The organism is Nocardia sp. NPDC050406 (assembly GCF_044459025.1).
Classification (GTDB): Bacteria; Actinomycetota; Actinomycetes; order Mycobacteriales; family Mycobacteriaceae; genus Nocardia.
Map to the genome: position 1 here is coordinate 1,736,577 of NZ_JBITIM010000002.1, position 26,257 is coordinate 1,762,833.

28 protein-coding genes are annotated in these 26,257 nt (G+C 67.7%); 15 read left to right on the forward strand and 13 right to left on the reverse strand.

Features of this window, described 5'->3' with window-relative positions; translation table 11 throughout:
* Positions 1-681 carry a response regulator gene (locus tag ACIBH2_RS21230; RefSeq protein WP_397119860.1) on the reverse strand — a complete coding sequence of 227 codons (681 nt, stop codon included), beginning with the start codon at positions 679-681 and terminating at the stop codon, positions 1-3.
* Positions 682-868: 187 nt separating this feature from the next.
* Between ACIBH2_RS21230 and ACIBH2_RS21235 the strand changes: the two genes are divergently transcribed.
* Genes ACIBH2_RS21235 through ACIBH2_RS21260 form a run of 6 tightly spaced genes read left to right on the forward strand, consistent with a single transcriptional unit; the run spans position 869 to position 6,612 of the window.
* Complete coding sequence (locus ACIBH2_RS21235; RefSeq protein WP_397119862.1) at positions 869-1,780, forward strand: ABC transporter ATP-binding protein; 912 nt, start codon at positions 869-871, stop codon at positions 1,778-1,780.
* Entirely contained in the window at positions 1,777-2,583 is an 807-nt protein-coding gene (locus ACIBH2_RS21240) for an ABC transporter permease (protein ID WP_397119864.1), read from the forward strand. The genes ACIBH2_RS21235 and ACIBH2_RS21240 overlap by 4 nt, the downstream gene beginning before the upstream one ends.
* Positions 2,584-2,607: 24 nt before the next feature.
* Positions 2,608-3,603, forward strand: coding sequence for an LLM class F420-dependent oxidoreductase (locus ACIBH2_RS21245; RefSeq protein ID WP_397119866.1), 996 nt, complete (start codon positions 2,608-2,610; stop codon positions 3,601-3,603).
* Between the two features lie 12 nt (positions 3,604-3,615).
* A complete protein-coding gene (locus ACIBH2_RS21250; RefSeq protein ID WP_397119869.1) occupies positions 3,616-4,824 on the forward strand; it encodes a sensor histidine kinase in 1,209 nt (402 codons plus the stop codon).
* A gap of 4 nt (positions 4,825-4,828) precedes the next feature.
* Positions 4,829-5,968, forward strand: coding sequence for a sensor histidine kinase (locus ACIBH2_RS21255; RefSeq protein ID WP_397119871.1), 1,140 nt, complete (start codon positions 4,829-4,831; stop codon positions 5,966-5,968).
* Positions 5,965-6,612 carry a response regulator gene (locus ACIBH2_RS21260; RefSeq protein ID WP_397119873.1) on the forward strand — a complete coding sequence of 216 codons (648 nt, stop codon included), beginning with the start codon at positions 5,965-5,967 and terminating at the stop codon, positions 6,610-6,612. The genes ACIBH2_RS21255 and ACIBH2_RS21260 overlap by 4 nt, the downstream gene beginning before the upstream one ends.
* A gap of 7 nt (positions 6,613-6,619) precedes the next feature.
* Here the strand turns inward: ACIBH2_RS21260 and ACIBH2_RS21265 are convergent, their stop codons facing one another.
* Positions 6,620-7,240 (reverse strand): TetR/AcrR family transcriptional regulator, encoded by a 621-nt coding sequence (locus ACIBH2_RS21265; RefSeq protein WP_397119875.1) that lies wholly within the window; start codon positions 7,238-7,240, stop codon positions 6,620-6,622.
* Positions 7,241-7,374: 134 nt separating this feature from the next.
* On the opposite strand from ACIBH2_RS21265, the gene ACIBH2_RS21270 reads away from it, so the two are divergent.
* The 4 genes from ACIBH2_RS21270 to ald all read left to right on the forward strand — a co-directional run bounded on the left by ACIBH2_RS21270 (position 7,375) and on the right by ald (position 11,365).
* The gene (locus tag ACIBH2_RS21270; protein ID WP_397119877.1) at positions 7,375-8,355 is read left to right on the forward strand and encodes a Rieske 2Fe-2S domain-containing protein; all 981 of its coding nucleotides are present in this window, start codon (positions 7,375-7,377) and stop codon (positions 8,353-8,355) included.
* Between the two features lie 18 nt (positions 8,356-8,373).
* Complete coding sequence (locus ACIBH2_RS21275) at positions 8,374-9,459, forward strand: dihydrodipicolinate reductase (RefSeq protein WP_397119879.1); 1,086 nt, start codon at positions 8,374-8,376, stop codon at positions 9,457-9,459.
* A 145-nt stretch (positions 9,460-9,604) separates the two neighbouring features.
* Positions 9,605-10,123, forward strand: coding sequence for a L,D-transpeptidase (locus ACIBH2_RS21280; RefSeq protein WP_397119881.1), 519 nt, complete (start codon positions 9,605-9,607; stop codon positions 10,121-10,123).
* Between the two features lie 135 nt (positions 10,124-10,258).
* The gene (gene ald / locus ACIBH2_RS21285; protein WP_397119883.1) at positions 10,259-11,365 is read left to right on the forward strand and encodes an alanine dehydrogenase; all 1,107 of its coding nucleotides are present in this window, start codon (positions 10,259-10,261) and stop codon (positions 11,363-11,365) included.
* A gap of 12 nt (positions 11,366-11,377) precedes the next feature.
* On the opposite strand, the gene ACIBH2_RS21290 is transcribed toward ald, so the two are convergent.
* From ACIBH2_RS21290 to ACIBH2_RS21300, 3 genes are all read right to left on the reverse strand, one after another.
* Positions 11,378-11,890 (reverse strand): Lrp/AsnC family transcriptional regulator, encoded by a 513-nt coding sequence (locus ACIBH2_RS21290; protein ID WP_397120947.1) that lies wholly within the window; start codon positions 11,888-11,890, stop codon positions 11,378-11,380.
* 27 nt (positions 11,891-11,917) lie between these two features.
* The gene (locus ACIBH2_RS21295) at positions 11,918-12,655 is read right to left on the reverse strand and encodes a helix-turn-helix domain-containing protein (RefSeq protein ID WP_397119885.1); all 738 of its coding nucleotides are present in this window, start codon (positions 12,653-12,655) and stop codon (positions 11,918-11,920) included.
* A gap of 785 nt (positions 12,656-13,440) precedes the next feature.
* Positions 13,441-14,820: an FAD-dependent oxidoreductase gene (locus ACIBH2_RS21300; RefSeq protein ID WP_397119887.1), complete on the reverse strand. Its 1,380-nt coding sequence runs from the start codon at positions 14,818-14,820 to the stop codon at positions 13,441-13,443.
* An 89-nt stretch (positions 14,821-14,909) separates the two neighbouring features.
* Between ACIBH2_RS21300 and ACIBH2_RS21305 the strand changes: the two genes are divergently transcribed.
* Positions 14,910-15,779 (forward strand): lysophospholipid acyltransferase family protein, encoded by an 870-nt coding sequence (locus ACIBH2_RS21305; RefSeq protein WP_397119889.1) that lies wholly within the window; start codon positions 14,910-14,912, stop codon positions 15,777-15,779.
* Here the strand turns inward: ACIBH2_RS21305 and ACIBH2_RS21310 are convergent.
* Positions 15,761-16,471 carry a class I SAM-dependent DNA methyltransferase gene (locus ACIBH2_RS21310; RefSeq protein WP_397119891.1) on the reverse strand — a complete coding sequence of 237 codons (711 nt, stop codon included), beginning with the start codon at positions 16,469-16,471 and terminating at the stop codon, positions 15,761-15,763. The genes ACIBH2_RS21305 and ACIBH2_RS21310 overlap by 19 nt on opposite strands.
* A gap of 109 nt (positions 16,472-16,580) precedes the next feature.
* Here ACIBH2_RS21310 and ACIBH2_RS21315 point away from each other — a divergent pair, with 109 nt between their 5' ends.
* Both ACIBH2_RS21315 and ACIBH2_RS21320 read left to right on the forward strand, forming a co-directional pair.
* Positions 16,581-17,048 carry a MarR family winged helix-turn-helix transcriptional regulator gene (locus ACIBH2_RS21315; protein ID WP_397119893.1) on the forward strand — a complete coding sequence of 156 codons (468 nt, stop codon included), beginning with the start codon at positions 16,581-16,583 and terminating at the stop codon, positions 17,046-17,048.
* Positions 17,045-17,422 carry a DUF5313 family protein gene (locus ACIBH2_RS21320; protein WP_397119895.1) on the forward strand — a complete coding sequence of 126 codons (378 nt, stop codon included), beginning with the start codon at positions 17,045-17,047 and terminating at the stop codon, positions 17,420-17,422. The genes ACIBH2_RS21315 and ACIBH2_RS21320 overlap by 4 nt, the downstream gene beginning before the upstream one ends.
* 16 nt (positions 17,423-17,438) lie before the next feature.
* Here ACIBH2_RS21320 and ACIBH2_RS21325 read toward each other — a convergent pair whose 3' ends face one another.
* The 5 genes from ACIBH2_RS21325 to ACIBH2_RS21345 form a co-directional block, all read right to left on the reverse strand.
* Positions 17,439-18,221, reverse strand: coding sequence for a 3-oxoacyl-ACP reductase (locus ACIBH2_RS21325; RefSeq protein WP_397120949.1), 783 nt, complete (start codon positions 18,219-18,221; stop codon positions 17,439-17,441).
* A 15-nt stretch (positions 18,222-18,236) separates the two neighbouring features.
* On the reverse strand, positions 18,237-19,595 hold the full coding sequence (locus ACIBH2_RS21330) for an aldehyde dehydrogenase family protein (protein ID WP_397119897.1): 1,359 nt from the start codon (positions 19,593-19,595) through the stop codon (positions 18,237-18,239).
* Positions 19,592-20,371, reverse strand: a complete 780-nt coding sequence (locus ACIBH2_RS21335) for a gamma-glutamyl-gamma-aminobutyrate hydrolase family protein (protein ID WP_397119899.1) — start codon at positions 20,369-20,371, stop codon at positions 19,592-19,594. Before ACIBH2_RS21335 ends, ACIBH2_RS21330 begins: the two co-directional genes overlap by 4 nt.
* Positions 20,322-21,695, reverse strand: a complete 1,374-nt coding sequence (locus tag ACIBH2_RS21340; RefSeq protein WP_397119901.1) for a glutamine synthetase family protein — start codon at positions 21,693-21,695, stop codon at positions 20,322-20,324. The genes ACIBH2_RS21335 and ACIBH2_RS21340 overlap by 50 nt, the downstream gene beginning before the upstream one ends.
* A 102-nt stretch (positions 21,696-21,797) precedes the next feature.
* Positions 21,798-22,040, reverse strand: a complete 243-nt coding sequence (locus ACIBH2_RS21345) for a hypothetical protein (RefSeq protein WP_397119903.1) — start codon at positions 22,038-22,040, stop codon at positions 21,798-21,800.
* Between the two features lie 111 nt (positions 22,041-22,151).
* On the opposite strand from ACIBH2_RS21345, the gene ACIBH2_RS21350 reads away from it, so the two are divergent.
* Positions 22,152-22,760: a UdgX family uracil-DNA binding protein gene (locus tag ACIBH2_RS21350; protein WP_397119905.1), complete on the forward strand. Its 609-nt coding sequence runs from the start codon at positions 22,152-22,154 to the stop codon at positions 22,758-22,760.
* 188 nt (positions 22,761-22,948) lie between these two features.
* A complete protein-coding gene (locus ACIBH2_RS21355) occupies positions 22,949-23,425 on the forward strand; it encodes an NUDIX hydrolase (RefSeq protein ID WP_397119907.1) in 477 nt (158 codons plus the stop codon).
* 37 nt (positions 23,426-23,462) lie between these two features.
* Here the strand turns inward: ACIBH2_RS21355 and ACIBH2_RS21360 are convergent, their stop codons facing one another.
* Positions 23,463-24,689 carry a cytochrome P450 gene (locus tag ACIBH2_RS21360; protein ID WP_397119909.1) on the reverse strand — a complete coding sequence of 409 codons (1,227 nt, stop codon included), beginning with the start codon at positions 24,687-24,689 and terminating at the stop codon, positions 23,463-23,465.
* Between the two features lie 11 nt (positions 24,690-24,700).
* Positions 24,701-25,975 (reverse strand): cytochrome P450, encoded by a 1,275-nt coding sequence (locus tag ACIBH2_RS21365; RefSeq protein ID WP_397119911.1) that lies wholly within the window; start codon positions 25,973-25,975, stop codon positions 24,701-24,703.
* Between the last annotated feature and the right edge of the window lie 282 nt (positions 25,976-26,257).

Sequence of the window (26,257 nt, forward strand, 5' to 3'; positions counted from 1 at the left end):
TCAGCGCGGGCTCACCAGACGGGTCTCGTAGGCGTAGATGGCGGCCTGGGTGCGGTCGCGCAGCTGGAGTTTGTCGAGGAACCGACCGACATGGGTCTTGACGGTCTGCTCGGAAATCACCATCTCCCTGGCGATTTCGGCATTGGACAGGCCGCGCGCGATATGGACGAGCACCTCCGTCTCGCGCGCGGTCAGGTCCGCCGGTTTCGCACCCGACCGAGTGGGTTGGCCCTGGCGCGCGAACTCCGCGAGCAGCCTGCGCGTCACCGACGGTGCGAGCAGGGCGTCCCCGGCGGCGACCACCCGCACCGCGTCGCCCAACGACCGAGCGGAGGACTCCTTCAGCAGGAAGCCCGACGCACCGGCGCGCAGCGCGGCATAGACGTAGGAGTCCAGATCGAAGGTGGTCAGGACGATCACCTTGGTCGGTCCGGCCGCGGTGATGGCGCGAGTGGCCTCGATACCGTCGCAGACCGGCATACGCACATCCATCAGCACCACATCCGGCGCCAGCCGCTCGGTTTCGCGAATGGCCTGCTGCCCGTCGGCGGCCTGACCGACGACGGCGATATCGGCCTGGGTGTCCAGCAGCACGGCCAGACCCTCGCGCACCAGCTCCTGATCGTCGGCGATCAGGACGCGAATACCCGCCCCGGGACCGCCGGATTCGTGCTCCGACACTGCGATCGAGCCCCTCCCGCTCGGACGAAGCAGCCACCCGCGTCGCCACGATTCGTATCACCCTGCGACACAGCGTAATCGCGAGCGCGCGGCGACACCGGTCCGGCGTGTCACTCTCGAGAGCTACCCGCGAACTTGGCTCGGAGGAGGGATGTGGCGAGACGGGCCGAAAAATACGCTCGGACGCATGATCGAAGCACGTAGTTTGACCAAACGCTACGGTAGGACTCGCGCCATCGAGGATCTGACCTTCACGGTCGAACCCGGCCGGGTCACCGGGTTTCTCGGGCCGAACGGCTCGGGCAAATCGACCACCATGCGACTGATGCTCGGCCTGGACAGCCCCACCTCGGGCGAGGTCACCGTGGTCGGTCGTCGCTACAGCGACCTCACCTATCCGCTGCACACCGTCGGCGCGCTGCTCGACGCCGGTGACGTGCTCGGCTCCCGCACCGCCGCCAACCACCTGGCCTTTCTCGCGGCGAGCAACGGCATTGCGCGTCGGCGCGTCGGCGCGGTGCTCGATCGCGTCGGGCTCGCCGATGTCGCCGATATGCGCGTGAAGGGCTTCTCCCTCGGTATGCGACAGCGGCTCGGCATCGCCGCGGCACTACTCGGCGACCCTGCGGTGCTGATTCTGGACGAGCCCGTCAACGGCCTGGACACCGAGGGCATTCGCTGGATTCGGCAAACGCTGCGCGCCATGGCCGACGAGGGCCGCACCGTGCTGCTGTCGAGCCACATGATGAGCGAGACCGAGTTGGTCGCCGATCATCTGCTCGTGATCAGCCGCGGCACCATCATCGCCGACGAGCCCACCGCCGATTTCGTGGCCCGCAATACCGAACCCAGCGTGCGCGTGCGCAGCGCGGATCTGGCGACATTGGCGCGAATCCTGGGCGACCGCATAGCGATTCAGGGCGATACCGGCACCGTGCGCGGCGTCGCGTCGCGTCAGATCGGGCAGGTCGCGGCCGCACATGGCGTGGTGCTCGACGAACTGACACCGATCCAGGCTTCGGTCGAAGACGTATTCACCCAGCTGGTCTCCGGTCAGCACACCTTCCACGACGGCGACGTACTCCAGGAGTCGGCATGATCACCACGACCGCCATCCCCCCGACGACCGCACCGAGCACCCCGATACCACGCTGGGAGGTGGTGCGCAGCCAAGTGCGCTCCGAGGTGATCAAGATCCGTTCGGCGCGGGCGCTATGGCTGTTGCCGGTGCTGGCCTTGCTCATCGGACCGGTCACGGCTCTGATCGTCGGCCTGTCCGACAGCCTGGAGTCGGCCGATACCGTCCTGGGCGGGGCCTTCACCGCCATGACCCTGCCCATCGCTTTGATCGGCGCGTGGGGCGCGCTGGTCATGACCACCGAGTACTCGTCGGGCACGATCCGGTCGGTGCTGGCGGCGACCCCGCAGCGCGACGCGGTGTTCGCGGCCAAGGTGCTCACTGTCGCCGCGGTCAGCACGACCCTGGGCGTCGCGGCCACGGCATCGACCTACCTGGTCGGCGTGCTCGCCATCGACGGCTCGAAATACGCGGCGGGACAACCACTTCCGGGACTGCTCGGCATCGTCTGCGTCTTTCCCGCAGTGGCGCTGTTCGGGCTCGCGCTCGGCATGCTCATCCGCAGTTCGGCCGGTGCGGTGGCCGCCGCGAGCGCCCACGTGGTGCTGCCGGAGGCGGCCTCGGCCACGGCCTTCGGCGAACTGCACAAGCTGGCGACCATTCAGGCGCCCAGCGCGGTGGTGGGCAAACTCTCGCAAAGTGCCGACGCCGCACCGGAACTCATCGGTTCCCTGGGCGGCTGGCCGCGATTGGCGATCGTCGTCGCCGTCACCTTCGGCGTCTCGGTGCTGGCGCGCCGATCGCTGAACCGCAAGGACGTCTGAGCTTCGTACGACAGGGGAGTACCCATGACAACGCACACCGGACGAGCCCTCGTCCGTCTCGGATACCAGATGCCCGACTTCAATTTCGGCGCCACGGTCGACAAGCTCTTTCCGGCTGTCATCGCCCAGGCGCAGGCGGCCGAAAGGGCCGGATTCGACACCGTATTCCTGACCGATCACTTCTATCAGCGCTTCGGCCCGCCGAACGGGCCGACCCTCGAGGCGTACACCGCGCTCGGCGGGCTCGCCACCGTCACCGACACCATCCAGCTCTCCACGCTGGTCACCGGCAACACCTACCGCAATCCGGCCCTGCTCGCCAAGATCGTCACCACCTTGGACGTCATCAGCCAAGGCCGGGCCATGCTCGGCCTCGGCGCGGGCTGGTTCGAACTCGAACACACCTCCTACGGCTACGAATTCGGTTCCTTCACAGACCGTTTCGAAAAGCTCGACGAGGCGTTGCACATCATCACCGGGATGCTGCGCGGCGAGCGCCCGAGCTTCGACGGCACCTGGTACCGAGTCGACAACGCCATCAACGAGCCGCGCATTCGCGACGATCTGCCCGTCATGCTCGGCGGCGCGGGGGAGAAGAAGACCTTCGCCCTCGCCGCCCGCTACGCCGACCACCTCAGCATCGGCTGCGAAGCCACGGAGCTGCCCGCCAAACTCGCAGCGCTGCGACGGCGTTGCGACGAGGTCGGACGCGACCGCGACACCCTCGACGTCAGCTATCTGGCCTTCGTCGCCATGGACGAGGACTCCGATCGCGCGCACCGAGCGATCGACGACATGTTCGCCGCCCGGGTGGGCGATCCGGCCAAGGTCGACCGGGTGCGCGCGTCCATGGAGGGCAAGCTGTTCATCGGGACACCCGATGATGTCGCCCGGCAGCTCTCCGACCGGGTACTCGCGCACGGCGTCGAGGGTCTCGTCATCAATATGGTCGCCAACGGTCATCAGCCCGGCATACTCGAGCTGGCCGGAGAAGCCTTGGGGGCCTTGGTGCGACGGTGAGGGGGATGAATCATGCCGAGCATCGCGGCGCGCGTGCTGGACGCCTGGCCGGTTCGGCTCGGGACGTGGACGAGGATCCTGTTGACGACCGCGGGTGCCGTGGCGGCCGCGGCGGTGGTCTTGGTGACCGTGCTCGCGGCGACCGAACTCTCCGCGCCGCAGGCGCTCGGACTCGCGGCGGTGCAGGGTGTGGCGGTGTTGGTCGCGACGCGGTGGCCGTATCCGGGGTGGGCGATCTCGCTGGCGGCGGTGGCTGCCGCCTCGGTGCTCGCGGATGTGGAGCTGTGGGTGGATCCCCTGCTCAACAGCCATCTGCTCGTGCTCGGAATCGGCGCGGTTCGCGCCGGTGCGCGGGCCGCCGCCGCGGCTTGGAGTGCGACGGTGGCGACCGGTGTGGCCCTCGCCCTCTTCCTGCGTCCCCCGGACTGGCCGGTGAATCTCATTGCCGCGGCCCTGGTCTCCGGCCTCGTGCTCTCCACCGTCGTCGCCGTCCGCGCCCTGGTCGCGACCAGCACCACCCTGCGCACCGAACGCGATGCCGCCGACCGGCAACGCCAGCAGACCGCGCTGTGGGAGGAACGCGCCCGCATCGCCCGCGAACTCCACGACGTCGTCGCCCACCACATGACGGTCATCGCCATCCAGGCCGAAGCCGCCCAGCACCGCGACCCCGACATGGCCCCCGACACCGTCACCCGCCTGACGACCATCCGCACCAGCGCCACCGTCGCCCTCGGCGAAATGCGCTACATCCTCGGCGTTCTCCGCACCGGCGACACCACCCTCCTCCCACAACCCACCCTCGCCGAAATCACCGACCTCATAGACACCCTCCGCGCGGGCGGCACCCCCATAGACCTCACCTTCACCGGCGCGGACACCGAAGTCCCCGCCAGCGTGGGCCTCTCGTCCTACCGCATAGTCCAAGAAGCCCTCAGCAACGCCATCCGCCACGCCCCCGGCACCCCCGTAACCATCCACATAGCCGTCACCCCCGACCAAGTCCACCTCCACATCACCAACCCCCACACCCGCACCACCACACCCGGTTCCGGCCACGGCCTCCTCGGCATGCGAGAACGCGCCACGATGCTCGGCGGCACCCTCACGGCCGGAACCAACGGAAACGGCAAATACACTGTGGCAGCGACACTCCCGACCCACGGCGAGCCCGCCGCCGCGACCGTACCCGTCCCTTCCGGTGAATATCCGAGATCGTGAACACATGGTGGATCTGACGCCTATCCACTCCCGATGGGAACAGGCGGCGACGGCCGCCCTGATGGCGTTCGCGGTGGCGGTCTTCGCGATCGTGCTGCACACCTTGCAGTCGGATACGGGGCTGTCGGAGCGACAGGCCATCGGGTTGGCGTTGGTGCAGGCGCTCGCGCTCGTCGTCGCGCCCCGTCTCCCGGCACCGGCTTGGGCGTGTTCGGCGGCCGCCGTCGTGGCGGCGTCGCTGTGGGTGGGTGCGGGACTCTGGGTCGACGCGATGGTCAACAGCTACCTGATCGTGTTGGGCGTCTTGGCATTGACCGGGCGGGCGCGCACGGCCGTGCTGTACTGGGTCGGAACCCTCACTGTCGGAGTCTTTCTGGTGTTGGCGCGGCGGCCGCCGGACTGGTTGTGGGACCTGCTGGAGGTCGCGGTGTTGGCGGCTCTCGTCCTGGTGGCCGGGACCGCGCTGCGCGGACTGGCGGCGGCCCGCCGCGGACTTCGCGATCAGCAGGCGGCGGCCGATCGGCAGCGTCAACGAAACACCCTGTTGGAGGAGCGAACTCGCATCGCGCGGGAACTGCACGATGTGGTGGCGCACCATATGTCGGTGATCGCCATCCAGGCCGAGGCCGCCCGATACCGGGAACTCGACACCGCGCCGGAGACTTTCGCGGCCATCCACGACAGCGCCCGCACCGCGCTGGGGGAGATGAGGCGAATCCTCGACGTACTGCGCTCCGGCGACACCGGCTCCGCACCCCAACCCACTCTCAACGATCTGCCCGGCCTGGTCGATTCGGTGCGCGCCACCGGAACTCGCGTCGACCTCGCCACGAGCGGTGATCTCGCGACGGTCTCCGCGAGCATTGGGCTCTCGGCCTACCGCATCGTCCAAGAAGCCCTGAGCAATGCCGTCCGACACGCACCCGGAGCGCCGGTGGAGGTGCGAATCCGCTTGGCAGACCGCCACATTCGCATCGAGGTGGACAATCCGCTGCGGGCACACCCCAGCGCAGGCATCGGAGCGGGGCACGGCCTCATCGGAATGCGCGAGCGCACCACGGCCTTCGGCGGCACGCTCACCGCGGCACCCGTCGACGGTCACTTCCGTGTCCGTGCCGTACTGCCGATTCAGGACGCCTCATGACACCCATCCGAGTGCTCGTCGCCGACGATCAGCAACTCGTACGCGAGGGGTTGGCCTTCCTGCTCGCCGCCCAACCCGGCATCGAGGTCATCGGCCAGGCGGCCGATGGTTCCGAAGCGGTCGCGGCTACCGCGCGCCTGCACCCCGATATCGTCCTGATGGACGTGCGTATGCCTGGAATCGACGGTCTGGAAGCCACCCGCCGCATCACCGCCGCCCACGCCGCCAAAATCATCGTCCTGACCACGTTCGACCTCGACGAGTACGTCTATACCGCGTTGCGGGCCGGGGCCAGCGGATTTCTCCTCAAGGACGCCTCCGCGCACGCTCTCGGCGAGGCGGTACACGCGGTAGCCCGTGGCGAAGCCATGCTCGCTCCGTCGGTGACCCGCCGCCTGGTCGAGCGCTATGCCCGACATGCCCCCGCGCCAGCGATCATCCCCACCGAACTCACCACCCGCGAAACCCAGGTATTGACCTGTATCGCGCGCGGCCTCTCCAATGCCGAAATCGCCCACGCCCTGGTGATTTCCGAACAGACGGTCAAGACCCACGTCGCCCGCATCCTCGACAAACTGCGTCTGCGCGACCGTACCCAGGCCGCCATCTACGCCTATGAAACCCGCCTCGTGCACCCCGAATAGGGTGTCGCTAAGCCGGTTCCAGGTAGGCGACGATGGCGTTGATCAGGCCTCGGCGGGCTTCGGTGAGGTCGGCGTAGGTGCCCAGTTGTTTTTCGGAGACCAGGCCGCGGAGGGCGCCGGGGAGGAGGGTGGCTATTTCTCGGATGCGGGTGGGGTTGAGGGAGAGGTCGGCGAAGGCTTGTTGGCAGGCGTTGTGCCAGAGGGGTTTCCAGGAGGCGAGTTCGGCGGCGGTGCGGGGGTAGAGGCGTTCGAGTTCGGTGTGGTCTCGGGGGAGGGCGGCGCGGAGGGTTTCGATGGCGCGGGAGTCGGGGGAGTCGAGGCCGGTGTACATGAGTTCGACTATGTCGGTGACTCGTTCGCGCAAGGTGGCGGTGGGGGTGATGCGGACGGGGAGGTTGCCGCGGCGTTCGGCGGTGCGGTGCAGGACCGCGGCCCAGAGGCCGTCGATATCGCCGAACTGGTATTTGATCGCGCCCCACGTCGCGCCGATCTCCTTGGCGATGCGGTTGCCCGAGGCCGCGGCGGGATCGCCCGTGGCCAGGACGGCGAGCGCCGCCTCGAGCATGTTCTCGCGTGTGGCGAGGCCGCGCTTGTTGCTGCGCCTGCCCGCGGTACCGGCCTCGGTCATCGTTCGCATCCTAGACATCGGTCGAAATCTCGTGGGATACGACCCTTTCCAGTTTCACAGAACCCTCTTGCATAGTTTCACAGAGGTTTCTACCATAAGGTCCTCCGCCCGGTTCGGATGACAGGAACGCCGCGATGGCCATACCGCCCCTCTCGATGAAGCCGACGGGCTGGTTCCAGGTCGCGTGGTCGGCCGAGGTGGGAATCGGTGCGGTGCACCGGATGAAGTATTTCGGCCGCGAGTTGATCGCCTGGCGGTCGGCGGACGGGCGGATCGCCGTCATGGACGCCTACTGCGAACATCTGGGGGCGCACCTCGGATACGGCGGGCACGTCGAGGGGGATCGGATCGTCTGCCCGTTCCACGGGTGGGAATGGAACCGCGACGGCCGAAACGTCTGTGTCCCTTACGAAAACCATCCCAACAAGGGCAGGCGGATACGCAGCTATCCGGTGGTGGAGCGCAACGAGTCGATCTGGATGTGGCACGACATCGATGGGCGCGCACCGTATTTCGACGTGCCGGACGTGTTCACCGGATTCGACGACGGTAGGAGTGCCGCCGACTACTACCCGGCCTACCCGGACTCCACCATCCACCGCGAACGGCTGGAACTGCATCCGCAGTACATCATGGAGAACGGCGTGGATTTCGCGCACTTCAAGTACGTCCACCAGGTGCCGATCACGCCGGTCTTTACCCGTCAGGACTTCGACGAGCCGGTCTCCTACGTGGATTTCACCATCGCCTTCGACGACACCGCCGCCGGTGAGATCAACAGCGGTGTCCAGGCCGTCAATGCCGGACTCGGGGTGGCGGTCACCAAGAGCTGGGGCATGATCGACAACCGCACGCTCTCCGCCGTCACCCCCGTCGACGACGAAACCTCCGATGTGCGCTTCTCGGTGTGGATCGGCCGCCCCGCCGACGAACGCCCCACCTCGGAAGCCAAGGCGCGACAGCTGGCCCAGGCCGTCATCGCGCAATTCGAGGCCGATATCCACATCTGGGCGCATCAGCGCTACTCCGACCCACCCGGCCTGTCGCAGAAGGAATTCGAGGGCTTCAAGGCCCTGCGGCACTGGGCGGCCCAGTTCTATCCCACCGCCCCATGACGGAAGGCCCTGCCCCCCATGAACTCTCGACCGCCCATCCGCGTATTCCAGGTCGCCACCGGCAATGTCGGCACCGAAATGATCAAACGCCTCGGCAATCACCCGGATCTCGAACTCGTCGGCCTGCACTGCTACACCCCGGAGAAGATCGGCCGCGACGCCGGTGAGATCGCGGGCCTGCCGCCGATCGGCGTGAAGGCCACCGGTTCGGTGGACGACATCATCGCCGCCAAACCCGATGTGGTCACCTTTCACGGCGTCTTCCCCGACGAAGCTCTCTACGAGCGCGTCCTCGAAGCCGGTATCGATATCGTCACCACCGCCGACTGGATCACCGGCCACCACCGCGACCGCAATCACCCGCACCCCTCCGGCAAGAAGGTCACCGAGGTGCTGCGCGCGGCCTGTGAGCGCGGCGGCTCCACCTTCTACGGGACCGGCATGAATCCGGGCCTCGCCCAGATCCTCGGCATCGCGCACTCCTGCGATGTCGCCGATATCGAGAACGTCACGGTCATCGAATCCGTCGACGTCTCCTGCCACCACTCGATCGAGACCTGGAAAGAGGTCGGCTACGGCCGCCCGGTCGACGACCCCACGATCCCGGGCTCCCTGGAGAAGTTCACCAGCGTCTTCGCCGACGCGGTGTACCTGATGGCCGACTGCTTCGACCTCGCCCTCGACGAGGTGCGCTTCAGCTACGAACTCGGTGCGTGCACCCGCGAGGTCGACCTCGGCTGGTACGTGCTGCCCGAGGGCTCCCTGGGCGCGAACTACATCAAGTACCAGGGCATGGTCGACGGCGAACCGCGCATCGAAACCCACCTCGAATGGCAGATGACCCCGCACACCGACCCGAAATGGGAGATCAAGGGCTGCTACATCACCCAGATCACCGGTGACCCGAGCATCTACAGCAAGCACATGATCTTCCCGAAACCCGGCGTGGACCTGTCGAATCCCGAGTCCTTCGCCTCGATCGGCATGACCGTCACGGGTCTGCCCGCCCTCAACGCCATCCGCTCGGTGGTCGCCGCGCCACCGGGAATCCTCACCAGCGCCGACCTCCCGCTGCGCGGATTGGCCGGGCGCTTCCGGCGCTAGTACCAGCTGTCATACCGAAAACGCCTGTTGGACAGTATGCTCGGAAGTCTGCCGGACTTTCGCGAAAACCGACGGTTCCCTTCGAAACAGGTGACAGGCAGCTCGGACCTCCGCTGCCCTGTCGATGCGAAAGGCTGGACTCGTCATGGGTGGTAAGCGTTCACGTCATGCGGCACGGCTGGCGGTCGTCGCCGGTATCGCGGCGGCGGGATTCGGAATCGCGGCACCGGCGCAAGCCGAACCGCTCTGGCCCGGCGGCCCGGATATACCGGGCGTTGCGCCGATCATTCCGCCCGCCCCGGCCCCCTTCGTCTCCGCGCCCTGCGATGCCGCCGGAGCGCGCATGTGCATGCGGCTGACGACCAATGAGGCGTGGCTGATGGAGAACGGTCGCGTCACCTACGGCCCCACGCCGATCTCGCATGGCAGGCCCGGCTACGAGACCAATGTGGGCGTCTTCGACGTCGACTTCAAGCGCGAGGACCACTGGAGCACGCTGCACCACGTACCGATGAAGTGGGCGGTCTTCTTCGACGGGGATATCGCGACTCATATCGGGCCGATCGAGGAGCAGTCGCACGGCTGCATCCGCATGCTGCCCGAGGGTGCGGAGGCGACCTTCCATCACCTGAACCCGGGCGACATCGTGCAGGTGGTGTGGTAGCCGCAGCACCGAAGATGATTCGGCCGTGGCCTGGCTCACACTGATCATTCGAATATTCGATTTGAGAATGCGTCGATTAGAGAATTAAATTCAGTGATCTGGTGATCTTTCGGTGGAATATTCATACTCGCTGATATGAGGATTGGAATTCCCCGCGAGGTCAAGAACCACGAGTACCGCGTCGCCTGCACCCCCGCCGGAGTGCACGAACTGGTGTCGCGCGGCCACGAGGTCTACATCGAGACCGGCGCCGGACTGGGCTCCACCTTCGAGGACGCCGCCTACGGCTACGCCGGGGCCCGCGTGCTGGACACCGCCGACGAGGTGTGGGGCACCGCCGATCTGGTGCTCAAGGTGAAAGAGCCGGTGGCGGAGGAGTATTCGCGCCTGCGCGCGGGCCAGACGCTGTTCACCTACCTGCATCTGGCCGCCTCCAAGGAGTGCACCGACGCGCTGCTGACCTCCGGTATCACCGCCATCGCCTACGAGACCGTCACCGCCCGGGACGGCTCGCTGCCGCTGCTGGCCCCCATGAGCGAGGTCGCCGGACGCCTTGCGCCACAGGCGGGTTCGTACCACCTCATGCGCAGCGGCGGCGGCCGCGGCGTGCTCATGGGCGGTGTGCCGGGCGTGCGGCCCGCCAAGGTCGTGGTGATCGGCGCGGGCGTGTCGGGCCGCAATGCCATTGCCGTCGCACACGGCATGCACGCCGATGTCACCGTGTTGGACCTGAATATCGCGCGCCTGCGCGAGATCGACGACCTGTACCACGGCCAGGTGCGCACCATCATGTCCAATCGACTGGAGGTGGAGAACCTCGTGCGCGAGGCGGACCTGGTGATCGGCGCGGTGCTGGTGCCGGGCGCCAAGGCCCCGACACTGGTGTCGAACGACCTTGTGGCGCAGATGAAGCCGGGTTCGGTCCTGGTCGATATCGCGATCGATCAGGGCGGCTGCTTCGCCGATTCCCGCCCCACCACGCACGCCGACCCGACCTACCGGGTGCACGATTCGGTGTTCTACTGCGTGGCGAACATGCCCGGCGCGGTACCGCACACCTCCACCGTCGCGCTCACCAATGCCACACTGCCGTATGTGATTTCGCTGGCCGACCAGGGTTGGCGGGCGGCGACGGCCGCCGATGCCGGGCTCGCCGCGGGTTTGAGCACCCATGACGGAGTGCTGCTGTCGGAATCGGTCGCGGCGGCACACGGCTACGCCGCACGCAGCCTCGCCGCCTGATCGCGCCGTCGGTCAGGCGGTCGCGCCCCGCCCCGGGCGTACGTGTTCGAAGATGAGGATCGTCTCGGTGGAGGCCACCGCCGGATGGGCGCTCAGGTTCTCCAGGACGAACCGGCGCAGCGCCTCGGAGTTCGCGGTCGCGGTATGGATGAAGTAGTCGTCGGCCCCCGCGATGAAGTACACGTTCTCCACCTCCGGCAGCGCCGCCATCTGCGCCCCGAATTCGGCCAGATGGCTGCGCGCCGCGGCGTGCACCCGCACGGCGATCATGGCCTGGAGATCGCGGCCCAACGCCGCCGGATCGATATCGGCGTGGAAACCGCGAATCACACCCCGCTCGACCAGGGCACGCACCCGGCCCAGACAGGTGGACGGCGCGATCCCGGCTGCCGCGGCGAGCGCGTTGTTGGTGATGCGGCCATCGCGCGCGAGCTCGTCCAGCAGGATGCGGTCGATCTCGTCGATCGGGGCGTGCTGACGGGGCGAGGGCGTCGCGACCGAAGGAACCTTCTTCACGGTCGCAATCTACCGAAGATCCTTCGGCGGAACGCCTCAGTCCTGGGCTTCGTCGCGGATCGGCACCAGCGAGTACACCCACCAGCCCCGCTGCGGCAGCTCGCACCGGAGCAGCTGCACATGCATGGGCATCCACTCCCCGCCCTCGAGCGGGCGAATGCGGACCGGCCGCCAGGGGATATCGGCCGGTGGGATATCGGTGGACCAGAACCGCTGCCAGTCGGGGGACTGCTCGCAGATACGGGTGATCTCCGCGATGCGCTCGGGTTCGGTGATCCCCGGGGCCATGTGCCGGAAGGACTGCACGATCAGGTGCGTTTCCCGCTCCCAGCCCTCGATCACCTGGCGGGCGCGCGGGTCCAGCAGCATCCACGCGATGATATTGACGCCGGGCACCAGACCCGGGAACGCGCGGGTGTAGGCCTCGTTCGCGGCGACCAGATCCAGCGCGGGAACGGTCTGGTAGCAGGCCGGATTCGGCAGGCTGTTGAGAAAATCCAATTCGACCTGGCTCGGCACGAGACCGGAATTGGCGGTCGTGGCCAGCTCGGGCTGCAGGACGATGGCGGCGTACTCGCGATAGGTCGACGGCACATCGAGGGCCTCGAAGAGCGCGCCGAGCGCGGCGGCGGTGGGCGCGCGGGTGCCCTGTTCCAACTTCTGGATGAGGGCCTCGGAGACCCCGGCCTTGCGGGCCAGTTCGGCGCGGGTCAGGCGGGCGGCCTCACGGCGTTCCCGCAGGTAACCAGCTATGGCCTCACGTGGCTCCACCACCGCGTGCACCTCCCGAACCGACTTCCGTGACACCACCGACTTGCCCGATAAACCTACCGTCCGGCATGTATCTCATCGGACGCTGCCCGGCGAAGGGCGGCGGCGGAACCGGGCGACTGGGACAAATTGGGACAGGACCTCGGCTTGACCCCCAGCGTATCCACTCGGGATGCTCTCAGGGCCGTTCAACGCCGAACGGCCACTGCGGATGCCAGGGAGGGGACGGCATGAGCGCGGTCGCAGCAGGGAGTATGCGCACCGCGTAGCGTGCCGCTGGGGTGTGCGCGGGCGGCTCGTCTTTCGACATGCCGTGAGCAGACCGACGCCGCGGGTGGTGCACAGGAGTGCGCACCACCCGCGGCGATCGGTTTTTCACAGCGTCGGATTTTTCTACAGGGTCGGGCAGAAGATTCCCGCACCGGGACCACCGGGGCTCGCGGGAACCACTTTCTCGGGGGCGGGGACAGGCCTTTCGGGAATGGCTCCGGCCGGATTACCGGGTCCGGAGGCTCCAGGGGCTCCGGGGGTACCGGCTGCGGGCCCCGAGGGACCCACATCGCCCGAAGCCCAGGCGGCGGCTGATGGGGACAATGCGACTACGGCGGCGCAGACGAACGCACCGACGGTTCGGCCGATGTGCTTCTTCTCCGTCATTTTTTCGACGGTACAACCAGCTCAATGGAATTCGCGGTAAGCACGCCGCGCTCCGCATGTCGCGCATGGGAATTCAATTGTGAAATCGTATCGTTCGGATTACGACACGGCGGACATTCCATCGAATTCCGTTATGTCCGGCCGTCGCGCCGGACCGCGGTCACCGCTTTGCGAGCGGCCACCAGAATCGGATCCCACACGGGCGAGAACGGCGGGGCGTAACCGAGGTCCAGGGCGATCATCTGTTCGACCGTCATGCGGGCGGTCAAGGCCACGGCGGCGATATCGATGCGCTTGCCCGCGCCCTCGCGACCGACGATCTGGACGCCGAGCAGGCGGCCGGTGCGGCGCTCGGCGAGCATTTTCACCGTCATCGGAGCGGTGCCGGGGAAATAGCCCGAGCGACTGGTGGATTCGATGATCACGGAGACGAATTGCAGCCCGGCGGCGCGAGCGTCCTTCTCACGCAGGCCGGTTCGGGCCACCTCGAGATCGCACACCTTGCTGACGGCGGTCCCCACCACGCCGGGGAAGGTGGCGTAGTCGCCGCCCACACCGGAGCCGATGATCTGGCCGTGCTTGTTGGCGTGGGTGCCCAGCGGGATATGGCGTTCGGAACCGGAGACCAGATCGAGCACTTCGACGCAATCGCCTCCGGCCCAGATGTTCTCGTGTCCGCGCACCCGCATGGCGAGATCGGTGAGCAGGCCGCCGGACGCGCCGAGCGGGAGCCCGGCGGCGCGGGCGAGCGCGGTGGCCGGGCGGACGCCGATGCCGAGCACCACCACATCGGCCGGATACTCGGCATCGGCGGTGGCGACGGCCCGGACGCGGCCGTCGGAACCGGTGCGGATACCGGTCACCTCGGCATTGTCGATGACACGAATGCCCATGCCCTGCATGGCCTTCCGAATCAGCACACCCATATCCGGGTCGAGCGTGGACATGGGTTCGGGGCCGCGATTGACCAGCGTGACCTGGTAGCCGCGATTGATGAACGCCTCGGCCATCTCGACGCCGATGTAGCCCGCGCCCACCACGACCGCATGGCGGCCCCGCGTCGATTCGAGGGTGTCGATGAGCCCCTGTCCGTCGTCGAGGGTCTGCACCCCGTGCACACCCTCGGCGTCGATTCCGGGCAGCGGCGGGCGGATCGGGGTCGCGCCGGTCGCGAGGACGAGTTTGTCGTAGTCCCAACAGGTTTCGTCGCCGGTCTCGAGATCGCGGGCGCGGATCCGGCGGCCGTCCACATCGAGTTCGACCACCTCGGTGCGCAGGCGCAGGTCGATATCGCGGGCCCGGTGCTCCTCGGGGGTGCGCGCGATGAGCTGGTCGCGGTCGTCGACGTCGCCGCCCACCCAGTAGGGAATGCCGCAGGCCGAGTACGAGGTGAAATGTCCGCGCTCGAACACCACGATCTCGAGCTCGTCGGGCTTGCGCAATCGGCGCGCCTGTGAGGCCGCCGCCATTCCGGTCGCATCCCCGCCGATGACCACCACGCGTTCGCTCATACCGGCTACGTTACGAGACGCGGCCGGGTGTGACGGGACGTGTGCGGGGTATGGCGGTGGGAGACAGGACGAACGCTCGGAGTGCTCCCATGAAGTTGTTACCCACGCTGCCGGTGGACGAGGTCGTCGACTGGGTCGGTCGGCACGTTCGGGAGTTGGTGCCCGAGGCGGATATGAAGCGCCGCGATCCGGACTACATCGCGCGGGTGGTCGGTCCGGCGTGGCAGGCGGCGCGGCTGTATTTCCGGGCCGAGGTGCGCGGACTCGAACGAATTCCGGAGCAGGGGCCGATTTTGTTGGTGGGCAATCATTCCGGTGGCAATGTGTCGCCCGAGGTATTGGTGACCACGCTGGCCTTCGCCCGACACTTCGGCCCCGAGCGGCCGTTCTATCAGCTCGCCCACAATCTGGTGGTGGCGATTCCGCTGATCGGTGAATCCCTCGCGAAATTCGGCACCATCGCGGCGGATCCGGAGAATGCCCGCGCCGCATTGCGCAGTGGCGCGGCGGTATTGGTGTACCCGGGCGGCGATTGGGAGGTGCATCGCCCGGCATGGGAGCAGGACCGCATAGATTTCGCGGGCCGCACCGGATTTCTGCGATTAGCGTGGCAGGAACGGGTGCCGATCGTGCCCATGGTCAATTACGGTGCGCACGAGAACCACTTCATCCTCACCCGCGGCGACCGATTGGCGCGGCTGCTGCGCCTGGATCGCATGTTGCGGCTCAAGGTCTTTCCGATCTCCTTCGCGCTGCCGTGGGGCGTGAACATCAGCGATCTCGCCGGGCATATTCCGCTGCCCACCAAGGTGACCATCGAATTCCTGGACCCGATCGACCTGCGCGCCACCTTCGCCGACGATCCGGACGTGGACCGCGCCTACGACTACGTCACCGGCACCATGCAGCGCGCGCTCTCGCGGCTCGCCGAGGAGCACAGCTATCCGGTGCTGGGCTGAGTCGCCCATACCGACGCCATGGTGAACGGATGCCCGCGCAGGGCCGCCCATTTGGGTTTGACGGTGATCCAGGCGTCGTCGATGAGAGCCTCGCGCAATTCGGCGAGCTGCCATCCGGCCGCCAGCCCAGCGGTGACGTGATCGCTCACGCTGTGCAGGTGGGTGCTGATGGCGAGGGGTTCCCCGGAGGCATCGGTGTAATGGGTCGGCATTCCGGACACCATCATGAACTGCGGGTGATAGCTGACCAGCACGAAAACGCCCGCGCTGGCCGTGAGCCGCCGCGCCTCGGCGTAGAGCGGCGCGAGGTCGGGCAGGTGTTCGTCGATGAGCGAGGCGATGACCAGATCGTATGTGCCGCCGGGTAATCCGGTGTCGCGCACATCGCCCTGGGTGAGGCTCGTGTGGCCGCCGCGCTCCCGGGCGCGCGCCAGCATGCCCGCGCTGAGGTCCACGCCGTCGATGTGGTCGATGCCGTGGCGGCGCAGCCACGCGGCGGTGCGGCCGGTGCCGCAGCCCAGATCCGCGGCGCGGCGCACCTCGTGCCAGCGGGGCCGCCGCAGCCGGTCGAGCAGCGCGAGATCCATCTCGTCCATGACGGTCTGTTCGTAGGTGGGGGCCCAGCCGTCGTATCCGGTGGCGACATCGACGGTGCGGTACTGGCGACGGTCGAATTCGGCGAAGGTCGGCATGGTCCACATCCTGCGTGCCGCGGGTCGTACCGGGCAATGTATTTCCCCGGGGGCGAGGGGCGGCGCTGATAGTTTGTGTATGAACTATTTGGACGCTAAGCTTCCGCGCATGGCAGAGAGCAAGGCGGTGGACGATCCGCTGCGGCTGGACCGGCAGGTGTGCTTCGCCCTGGCGATCGCCAATCGCTCGGTGCTCGCGGTGTATCGGCCGCTGTTGGAGCCGCTCGGGCTGACGCATCCGCAATATCTCGTCATGTTGGCGCTGTGGGGCGAGTCGCCCATGTCGGTCAAGGCCATCGCCGAGGCCATCGAATTGGATTCACCGACGCTGTCGCCGCTGTTGAAGCGGCTCGAGGCGGCCGGATTCATCACCCGCCGCCGGGATCGGCGTGACGAGCGCACACTGCTGATCGAACTCACCGAGGAAGGGCGGGCGCTGCGGCGACAGGCCGAGCGGATTCCGCCCGCGGTGGTGGAGCGGCTCGGGGTGAGCATGGCCGAGCTGGAGGAATTGCGCGATGTCCTCACGCGCGTGAACAGGGCAGCCCGGGCCGCCTCGGACAAGGAGAACAGATGAGTGGTTCGACGCCGAATCTCTGGCAGCGCGTGCGCTATATCGGCGGGGCGACGCTGCCGCCGAGCATGCGCGACTGGGTGCTGAACGACCTGACCGGACCGGGTGCGGCGCGGCGCTATCTGATGCGCTTCCTGATCCCCATGATTCCGGTGCTGTGCCTGTTCCTGCTCATACCGGGACCGCTGTGGATCGGGCTGTCCATGATGGCGCTGCTGTATCTGCCGCTCATCTACTTCACCATCGCGCTCATGTACGTCTACCGCCGCCACCGGCTCATCAAGCACGGCCTGGACCCCGCGCTCGCCGATATTCGCGAACGCGAGCGCGGGGCCGCCGAACGCGCCGCCTACGAGCAGCGCCACGGACGCGGCTGAGCGCCGAGGAGTCCGGTCAGAGCGGGGTCACGTACGCGCCGGAGATGCCGCCGTCGACCAGGAATTGCGAGGCGGTGATGAAGGAGGCGTCGTCGCTGGCCAAGAAGGCCACGGCGGCGGCGATCTCCTCCGGTTCGGCGAAGCGGCCCGTCGGAATGTGCACCAGGCGGCGGGCGGCGCGTTCGGGATCCTTGGCGAACAGCTCCTGGAGCAGCGGGGTGTTCACCGGTCCGGGGCACAGGGCGTTGACGCGAATACCCTGGCGCGCGAACTGGACTCCGAGCTCCCGGCTCATGGACAGCACGCCGCCCTTGGAGGCGGTGTAGGAGATCTGCGAGGTGGCCGCGCCCATGACGGCCACGAACGACGCGGTATTGATGATCGAGCCCTTGCCGCGCTCGAGCATGTGCTCGATGGCGTACTTGCTGCACAGGTACACCGAGGTCAGGTTGACCTCCTGGACGCGCCGCCAGGCGTCGAGACCGGTGGTGAGGATCGAATCGTCCTCGGGCGGTGAGATTCCCGCGTTGTTGAAGGCGATGTCCAGCCCGCCGTAGGTGTCCACGATGGTCTGGAACATCGACCGCACCTGGGTCTCGTCGGTGACATCGACCTTCAGGTACAGGCCGTCCACCGCACCGGCCGCCGCCTCGCCCGCGGCGGCGTCGATATCGGCGACAACGACTTTCGCGCCCTCCTGGGCGAAGCGGCGGACCGTGGCCAAGCCGATGCCACTACCGCCGCCGGTGACGACCGCGACTCGATCCTGTAAGCGCTGCAACACATCTCCTCTGTTGATGGGTGGGGCGAGGCGTCAATGGGCGATGAAGACGTTCTTGGTCTCGGTGAAGGCGCGCGCGGCGTCGGGGCCGAGCTCGCGGCCGAGGCCGGATTGTTTGAAACCGCCGAACGGGGTCCAATACCGCACGGAGGAGTGCGAATTCACCGAGAGGTTTCCGGCCTCCACCGCGCGGGAGACGCGCAGCGCGCGGCCCACGTTCGAGGTCCAGATCGAGCCGGAGAGGCCGAATTCGGTGTCGTTGGCGATGCGGATGGCATCGGCCTCGTCCTCGAAGGGCAGCACGGCGACCACCGGGCCGAACACCTCCTCGGTGAGCACCCGGTCGGTGGGCGCGGTGGGCAGCACCACCGTTGGAGGGAACCAGAATCCGGGGCCGTCGGGGCGGGTACCGGTGAACGCGACCGTGGTCGAGGGCTCCAGATATCCGGCGACACGGTCGCGGTGCGCGGCGGAGATGAGCGGACCCATCTCGGTGGCCTCGTCGGCGGGGTCACCGACGCGCACACCCCGCACCGCCGGTTCGAGGAGTTCCAGGAAGCGGTCGAAGACGTCGCGCTGCACCAGGATTCGGGAGCGGGCGCAGCAGTCCTGTCCGGCATTGTCGAAGACGGCGTAGGGGGCGGTGGCGGCGGCGCGCTCCAGATCGGCGTCGGCGAAGACGATATTCGCGCTCTTACCGCCCAATTCGAGGGTCACCCGCTTCACCTGGTCGGCGCAGCCAGCCATGATCTGCTTGCCCACCTCGGTGGAGCCGGTGAACACCACCTTGCGCACGGCGGGATGGGTGACGAAGCGTTGGCCGACCACCGAACCCTTGCCCGGGATCACCTGGAAGACGTCGTCGGGCAGACCGGCCTCGAGCGCGAGTTCGCCGAGGCGGATGGCGGTCAGGGGAGTGAGCTCGGCCGGTTTGAGGACCACCGTGTTCCCGGCGGCCAACGCCGGGCCGAAACCCCAGGCGGCAATGGGCATCGGGAAATTCCAGGGCACGATGACGCCGACGACGCCGAGGGGTTCGTGGAAGGTGATGTCCACGCCGCCCGCCACCGGAATCTGGCTGCCCAGCAGGCGTTCGGGCAGTCCCGCGCTGTAGTGCAGCACATCGCGGACATTGCCCGCCTCCCAGCGGGCGTTGCCGAGCGTGTGGCCCGCATTGGCCACCTCGAGCTGGGCGAGGTGCTCCAGGTCGGCCTCGACCGCCTCGGCGAAGCGGCGCAGCAGACGGGCACGGTCGCCCGGCGCCACTTCGCGCCAGGTCGCGAAGGCGCGCTGGGCCCGTGCGATGGCGGCGTCGGTGGCCGCCTCGTCGGCGGCGTCGACGGTGGCCACGACCTGTTCGGTCGCGGGATTGAGCACCTGGGATTTCGTCATCGACCACGCTCCTGTCCGTATGTCGTCGCCGCCGCCACCAGCGCCAGCATGAGTCGGTGATCGGTGGCATCGGCTTCCGGATGCCATTGCACACCAATCAGGAAGGAATCGCCGCGCGACTCGACCGCCTCGACGGTGCCATCGGCGGCATGCGCCGACGCGACGAGATCGGGGGCGAGAATATCGATGGCCTGGTGATGATGGCAGTGCGCCTTCACCTCGGGGCCGATAATGCCCGCCACGCGGCTGCCCGGGACCGTGCGGACGCGGGTGACGCCGAAACTGCCGGGATTGGGGGAGTGGTCGGTGTGCGCGACGGTGTCCGGAAGGTGTTGCAGCAGTGTGCCGCCCAGTGCGGCGTTGACCAGTTGCAGGCCCCGGCAGATCGCCAGTACCGGAATGCCCTGGCCGCGCGCCAGTTCGAACAGCCCGAACTCGAATTCGTCACGGTCGGGCCGGATTCCGCCGGTCGCGGGGTGCGGTGCCGCCCCGTAGCGGGCCGGGTCGAGATCGGCCCCGCCACTGAGCACGATGCCGTCCAGCCGGGCCACCAGTTCCGGCCGCGCGGGCGGCCTGGGCGGCAGCAGCACCGGAATGCCACCGGCGTGCTCGACCAGATCGACGTAGGAGCGTGGCAGAACCACGCTCTCCTGGTTCCAAGGACCGTAGCGGGCGGGCTCGGAGTAGGTGGACAGGCCGATCACCGGCCTGGCGGGGGTTGGCGGTTCAGAGGCGTTCGAAACCACGGATCCGCTCCCAATCGGTGACCGCGGCATCGAAGGCGTCGAGCTCGACCTGAGCCGCGTTGCGGTAGTGGCGAACGACGTCCTCGCCGAAAGCCGTACGGGCGGCTTTGCTCTCGCCGAAGAGCTGGGCGGCCTCGCGCAGGGTGCGCGGGACCCGGGGGCGCTGGGAGCGGTAGGCATTGCCTCGGAATTCCGGCTCCAGCGGGAGGCGGTGCTCGATGCCGTGCAGTCCGGCGGCGATGGTCGCCGCGACAGCCAGGTAGGGGTTCACATCGCCGCCGGGGACGCGGTTCTCGAAACGCAGCGACGGGCCATGGCCGACCACGCGCAGCGCGCAGGTGCGATTGTCGCGGCCCCAGGCGATGGCGGTCGGGGCGAAACTGCCGGGCTGGAACCGCTTGTAGGAGTTGATATTCGGGGCGAGCAGATAGGTGAACTCGCGCAGGCAGTCCAACTGCCCGGCGAGGAAGTGGCGCATGAGCGCCGATTCGCCGCCCGCGCCGTCCCCGGCGAATACCGGGTCGCCGGACTCGTTGCGCAGGCTCAGGTGGATATGGCACGAACTGCCCTCACGCTCATTGTATTTCGCCATGAACGTGATGCTGCGCCCCTCCTGCGCGGCGATCTCCTTGGCGCCGGTCTTGTAGATGCTGTGGTTGTCGCAGGTCACCAGCGCCTCGTCGTAGCGGAAGGCGATCTCGTGCTGTCCGGGATTGCACTCGCCCTTGGCCGACTCGACATACATTCCCGCGCCGGACATCTCATTGCGAATGCGGCGCAGCAGCGGCTCGATCCGGGCGGTGCCCAGCATCGAGTAATCCACGTTGTACTGGTTGGCGGGCGTCAGATCGCGATAGCCGCCGCGGTGCGCCGCCTCGTAACTGTCGTCGAAGACCAGGAATTCGAGTTCGGTGCCGACATAGGCGCGCAAACCGTGTTCGGCCAGTCGATCCAGTTGGGCGCGCAGCACCTGCCGCGGCGAGGCCGTCACCGCGGCGCCGGGCGCGCCGCTGGGCTCCACCTGCTCCACATCGCAGAGCACCATGGCGGTCCCGGGCCACCACGGCACCAGCCGCAGCGTGTCGAGGTCGGGCCGCAGCACGAAATCGCCGTAACCGGTATCCCACGACGACATCTCGTAGCCGTCGACCGTGGTCATCTCGACATCCACGGCCAACAGGTAGTTACAGGCCTCCGTGGCGTGCGGCAGCACCTCGTCCACGAAATACCGTGCCGAACAACGCTTTCCCTGCAATCGCCCCTGCATGTCGGTCATCGCGACCAACACCGTGTCCAGCATCCCCGCCTCGACCTGCTGTTTCAGATCGGCGACACTGAGCATCCCGGTTCGCATCCAGACCCCTCTCGGCAGCAACGTTGCACACGCTAAGCGACGAGGGGTCCGGGTGTATCGAAATCCGGTCAGTCCACGCAGAGAACGATCTTGTCGGACTGGTCAGACGCTGGAGCTGGCCAAGCGGGCGGCGAGCAACTCCTTACCCATGCGGCCGCCCTTGCGGCTGTCGCTCTGGGCCTTGCGGAAGAATTCGGCGAGTTCGGCGTCACCGGCGCGCTCGGCATCCTGAATGTAGGTCTCCAGCCGCAGGGCATTGTCCAACGAGGCCTGGATGTACCAGAGCAGGTTGTAATCCTTGTCCTTGGTGCCGGTGACGGTTCCCGTCTCCTGGGACTGCGTCATCTCTGAACTCCTTGTCTAGCAGCGTTCCTTACGTTGTCCGCCCTACCCCGGGTGCGCGGGGCCAAACGAATTCGACCGTGCGAGCGCGCGGGGAATGGGTATCGCCCGGATATGAGCGCGGCGGATTTCGTACCGGAGCGGGCGGATCTCGACGAACTGCGACAGGCGGCTTGTGGCTGTCGGGGGTGTGAGCTGTACCGGAACGCCACCCAGACCGTCTTCGGCGAGGGGCCGCCGGATGCGCGGGTGGTGATGATCGGGGAACAGCCGGGCGACCATGAGGACCTGGAGGGCCATCCCTTCGTCGGGCCCGCGGGACGGCTGCTCGACCGGGCGCTCGAGGAGGCCGGTATCGATCGGGACACCGTCTATCTGACCAATGCGGTCAAGCACTTCAAATTCACCGAGCGGGGTAAGCGGCGCATTCACAAGACGCCGGGGCGTACCGAGATCGTGGCGTGTGGGCCGTGGCTCACCGCCGAACTCGCGCGGGTACGGCCGGAGATGGTCGTGTGTCTCGGAGCGGTGGCGGCCAAGGCGGTCCTGGGGGCGGACTTCCGGGTCACGGCCATGCGCGGGCAGGTGCTGGAGTTGCCCGAATTTCGCGCGGTCGCGACCATGCATCCGTCCTCGGTACTGCGCGATCCCGACCGGGAACGGGCCTACCGGGATTTCCTCGCGGATCTGGCGGTCGCGAGCCGAGAACTGAAGTCCGCATAGCTGTTTCGCGTGTCGTGACCCGATCGTTGTCACTGGAATCGGTTCGCCCACGCAAGATTGCGAAAGTTTCCTGGCGACCCGTCACTCGGGCGAAGAACCGCCGAAACCTGCCCGTAACCCTGCCGCCCGAGGCCATTGGCCCGGTAGCGTTGATGCACAGGCCGGTCGCGGATGGTCGGCGGGACGAGATGTGGTGCGCAGTGTGGGGTTTCGAGGTGCTGCCCAAGCAGTCGATCGGTGAATCTGTCCTGGCCCAGATACAGCAGCGGGCCGACGCGGAAGGCGTGGCGCTGAGAGTGGGCGTCGTCGTGGAGCACGACGGGGCGGTGCTCCTACTCGAGCGGGCCGAACGCGTCCCGGGACGCCGCCCGCTGAACCTACCCGGCACCATCGTGCGCCACGGCGAACCCCTGGCCGCCGCGGTCGCCCGCGCCGTGCTCGAGGAGACCGGGCTCAGCGTGGTCGACATCATTCGCCACGTCGGCAACTTCGACTATCTGTCCAGTGCCGGAAAACCGGTGCGGCGTGAGCATTTCGCGGTCCAAGTGGCCAGTGTCGCGCCGATCCAGCTCTCCAACTACGCGCGGTACCGGTGGGTTCCCCTGGACGGCGAACTGCCGGTCACCTCGTCGGTGCGCGGCATTCTCACGGCCTACCGGGCCTGAGCGAGGTGGGGCGGGCCGGGCGGCCCGCCCGCTCGAGTTACTCGGTGCCCAGGCGCACCGGCAGCTTCGCGTGACCGTTGGAGATGAAGCTCACCACCGGGGCCAGGGTCGCCGGATCCTGCGCCAGGGACAGGTTCGGGAAGCGATCGAACAGCGCCGGAAGGGCGATCGTCGCCTCCAGGCGGGCCAGGGGCGCGCCGATGCAGTGGTGTGCGCCGTGGCCGAAGGCCAGGTGCTTGTCCTTGGTGGTGCGGTGCGGGTCGAACTCGTCGGCATTGGGGCCGTGGATCTTCGGGTCGCGGTTCGCACCGGCGTAGGAGGCCAGAATCGCCTCGCCCTTGGGGATGCGGAAGCCCTCGATATCGATGTCCTCCACGGCGTAGCGCAGCGGCAGGTGCGCGACGGGAGCCTCCAGGCGCAGCGTCTCCTCGACCACATCGGTCCACGCGAGGGCGCCCGCGCGCACCTCGGCGAGCCGCTCCGGATGCGTCAGCAGCGTGAAGATCGCCTGGTCGAGCAGGTTGACCGTGGTCTCGTGGCCCGCGTTGATGACCAGCATCAGGGTGTCCACGAGCTCCTTCTCGGTCAGCCGTGAGCCGTCGTCGTCGCGGGTGGCGATGAGCACGCTGATGATGTCGTCGCCCGGCGTCTCGCGCTTGAGCGCCACGATCTCGCTGACCAGGCCGTACATCTCCACGTAGTTGGCCTGGGCCTCCTCCGGGCTCAGCGAGCCGTCGAAGAAGCCGTCCACGCATTTGCGCAGCCGAGGATTGCGGTCCTCGGGGACGCCCATGAGTTCGCTGATGACCTGGATCGGCACCGGATAGCAGTAGCCCTCGCGCAGATCGACGGCCGTACCCGCGGGCGTCGCCGCGAGCTTGTCGAGCAGTTCGGCGGTGATGGCCTCGACGCGCTCGCGCATGGCGACGGTGCGGCGGTGCGTGAACGCCGGGGCCACCAGTTTGCGCAGGCGACGGTGATCGGCGCCGTAGGCGGTGAACATATTGTCCACGGCCACCCACGGCAGCAGCGGCCACTCCTCGGTGACCTCACCGTTCATGAAGGCCGTCCAGTGCTGGCGCGGATCCTTCGAGACGCGCGGATCGGCCAGCAGGCTCTGCAGCACCGTGTAGTCGGTCACCGACCAGGCGCGCACGCCGCCGGGCAACTCCACCAGGGCGACCGCGCCACGTTCGCGGATCCGGGCGGACTCGCCCTGGATATCTGTACCCATGGGGTCCAGGACAATTGGTTGCAGGTCCATCGCGATCTCCTTTAAAACACCGGCAACGGTGGGGTTTTGGGGAAGACGACGGGCAGCGCCGCCATCGCCCGGTGAAAAGGCCCTGGCCGCCAGGTGATCTCGTCGGCGCTCACGCCCATCCGCAGTTCGGGGAGTGCGTCCAGCAGCTGGTCGATGGCGTTCTGCGCGACCAGGTAGGCGACCGAATTCGCCGGGCAGGCATGGGCTCCGGCGCTCCACGCCAGATGAGACCGGTTGCCGGTGTGGTCGCCGCTGCGAATCGTCGGATCGTTGTTGCAGGCGCTGAGGCTGATGATCACCGGCTGGTGCGCCGGTAGCCAGGTGTCGCCCACCAGGATCGGCTGACGCGGGTAGGTGATGGAGAAGTTCGCCATCGGCGGGTCGTTGAAGAGCACGTCGTCGAGTGCGTCGCGGGTGGACAGCACGCCGCCGAGGATATCGCCGCCGAACCGGTCGTCGGTGAGCATGAGCAGCAGGGTGTTCGCGATCAGATTCTGCATGGGCTCGAGGCCCGCGCCGTAGAAGCTGATCAGGTTGTAGAGCATCTCGGTGTCGTCGAGATTGGCCGGATGGTGTGCGAGACGGGAGGTTACGTCGTCACCCGGTTCGGCGCGGCGCATGGTGATGAGTTCCATGAGCGCCTCGCTCAGGTGCTGCATACCCCAGGCGGCGTTCACCGTGTCGAACAGCGCGGCCATACCGGTGGCGACCCGCTGGCCCAATTCGGCCGAGCAGCCCACCATTTGGTTGAGCACCTCGAAGACCAGCGGAAAGGCGTACTGGGACACCAGGTCCGCCGAACCGTCCTGGCAGAAGGTGTTGATCAGCGGGGTGGCGACGCGTTCGATGGTGGTGTTGAGCGCGTGCAGGTCGATGCCGTCGATGGCCGCGACGTAGGCGGCGCGGTAGCGGGCGTGAATGGTTCCGCTGTTGCGCAACGCATTCGGGTACCACTGCATCATCGGCTTGACGGGGGAGTCGTCGGGGATGCTCTGCTGCCAGAAGCGCGGATCGGCCGGAAAGCGGTCGGAATCGTGCAGGATCCACAGCGCGATGCGGTAGTCGATCACCAAGGTGGCGGGCACATCCGGGGCCAGCTCGACGGGCACCAGCGGGCCGTACGCGCCACGCATATGGCTGTACGCGCCGTGCGGGTCGGCGGCGAACTCCGGACTGTGCAGCAGTACTCGCGGGCCGTCGCTGTCGATCGGCGATCCGTGCTGGACGGGGCAGGCTCCGGGTCCGACGGCAGTGGCTGCGGACGCCGGATGGCGTGGGTTGGTCAAAAGCGTGGCTCCAGACATAGTCCTTGCAGGACAGGCGATTTCGGCCATCGCTGTCCTGGAGTGGAGCAGTCCGTACCCACCGCCTGCCGTCGCGGCGATTGCTCACGTTAGCAGCTTCGCAGCGAACTATCTCCCAATGGTGCAACGCCGCAGCTCAATCGGGCGCGGGTGAGGGGTGGCGCAAACGCCTTGGGCGGCTGACGATTCCGGGGCCTCGCGGGGCGGGTGCCGGACGACGGGACCGGAGTCGACTCGGGAGGGTGCCCGGGTCGATCGTGACCG

Coding starts and splice junctions, on each gene's coding strand:
- ACIBH2_RS21235 (WP_397119862.1), top strand. CDS start 869: ATGATCGAAGCACGTAGTTTGACCAAACGCTACGGTAGGACTCGCGCC.
- ACIBH2_RS21240 (WP_397119864.1), top strand. CDS start 1,777: ATGATCACCACGACCGCCATCCCCCCGACGACCGCACCGAGCACCCCG.
- ACIBH2_RS21245 (WP_397119866.1), top strand. CDS start 2,608: ATGACAACGCACACCGGACGAGCCCTCGTCCGTCTCGGATACCAGATG.
- ACIBH2_RS21250 (WP_397119869.1), top strand. CDS start 3,616: ATGCCGAGCATCGCGGCGCGCGTGCTGGACGCCTGGCCGGTTCGGCTC.
- ACIBH2_RS21255 (WP_397119871.1), top strand. CDS start 4,829: ATGGTGGATCTGACGCCTATCCACTCCCGATGGGAACAGGCGGCGACG.
- ACIBH2_RS21260 (WP_397119873.1), top strand. CDS start 5,965: ATGACACCCATCCGAGTGCTCGTCGCCGACGATCAGCAACTCGTACGC.
- ACIBH2_RS21265 (WP_397119875.1), bottom strand. CDS start 7,240: ATGACCGAGGCCGGTACCGCGGGCAGGCGCAGCAACAAGCGCGGCCTC.
- ACIBH2_RS21270 (WP_397119877.1), top strand. CDS start 7,375: ATGGCCATACCGCCCCTCTCGATGAAGCCGACGGGCTGGTTCCAGGTC.
- ACIBH2_RS21275 (WP_397119879.1), top strand. CDS start 8,374: ATGAACTCTCGACCGCCCATCCGCGTATTCCAGGTCGCCACCGGCAAT.
- ACIBH2_RS21280 (WP_397119881.1), top strand. CDS start 9,605: ATGGGTGGTAAGCGTTCACGTCATGCGGCACGGCTGGCGGTCGTCGCC.
- ald (WP_397119883.1), top strand. CDS start 10,259: ATGAGGATTGGAATTCCCCGCGAGGTCAAGAACCACGAGTACCGCGTC.
- ACIBH2_RS21300 (WP_397119887.1), bottom strand. CDS start 14,820: ATGAGCGAACGCGTGGTGGTCATCGGCGGGGATGCGACCGGAATGGCG.
- ACIBH2_RS21305 (WP_397119889.1), top strand. CDS start 14,910: ATGAAGTTGTTACCCACGCTGCCGGTGGACGAGGTCGTCGACTGGGTC.
- ACIBH2_RS21310 (WP_397119891.1), bottom strand. CDS start 16,471: ATGCCGACCTTCGCCGAATTCGACCGTCGCCAGTACCGCACCGTCGAT.
- ACIBH2_RS21315 (WP_397119893.1), top strand. CDS start 16,581: ATGGCAGAGAGCAAGGCGGTGGACGATCCGCTGCGGCTGGACCGGCAG.
- ACIBH2_RS21320 (WP_397119895.1), top strand. CDS start 17,045: ATGAGTGGTTCGACGCCGAATCTCTGGCAGCGCGTGCGCTATATCGGC.
- ACIBH2_RS21330 (WP_397119897.1), bottom strand. CDS start 19,595: ATGACGAAATCCCAGGTGCTCAATCCCGCGACCGAACAGGTCGTGGCC.
- ACIBH2_RS21335 (WP_397119899.1), bottom strand. CDS start 20,371: ATGCCGCGGTCACCGATTGGGAGCGGATCCGTGGTTTCGAACGCCTCT.
- ACIBH2_RS21340 (WP_397119901.1), bottom strand. CDS start 21,695: ATGCGAACCGGGATGCTCAGTGTCGCCGATCTGAAACAGCAGGTCGAG.
- ACIBH2_RS21345 (WP_397119903.1), bottom strand. CDS start 22,040: ATGACGCAGTCCCAGGAGACGGGAACCGTCACCGGCACCAAGGACAAG.
- ACIBH2_RS21350 (WP_397119905.1), top strand. CDS start 22,152: ATGAGCGCGGCGGATTTCGTACCGGAGCGGGCGGATCTCGACGAACTG.
- ACIBH2_RS21355 (WP_397119907.1), top strand. CDS start 22,949: ATGTGGTGCGCAGTGTGGGGTTTCGAGGTGCTGCCCAAGCAGTCGATC.
- ACIBH2_RS21360 (WP_397119909.1), bottom strand. CDS start 24,689: ATGGACCTGCAACCAATTGTCCTGGACCCCATGGGTACAGATATCCAG.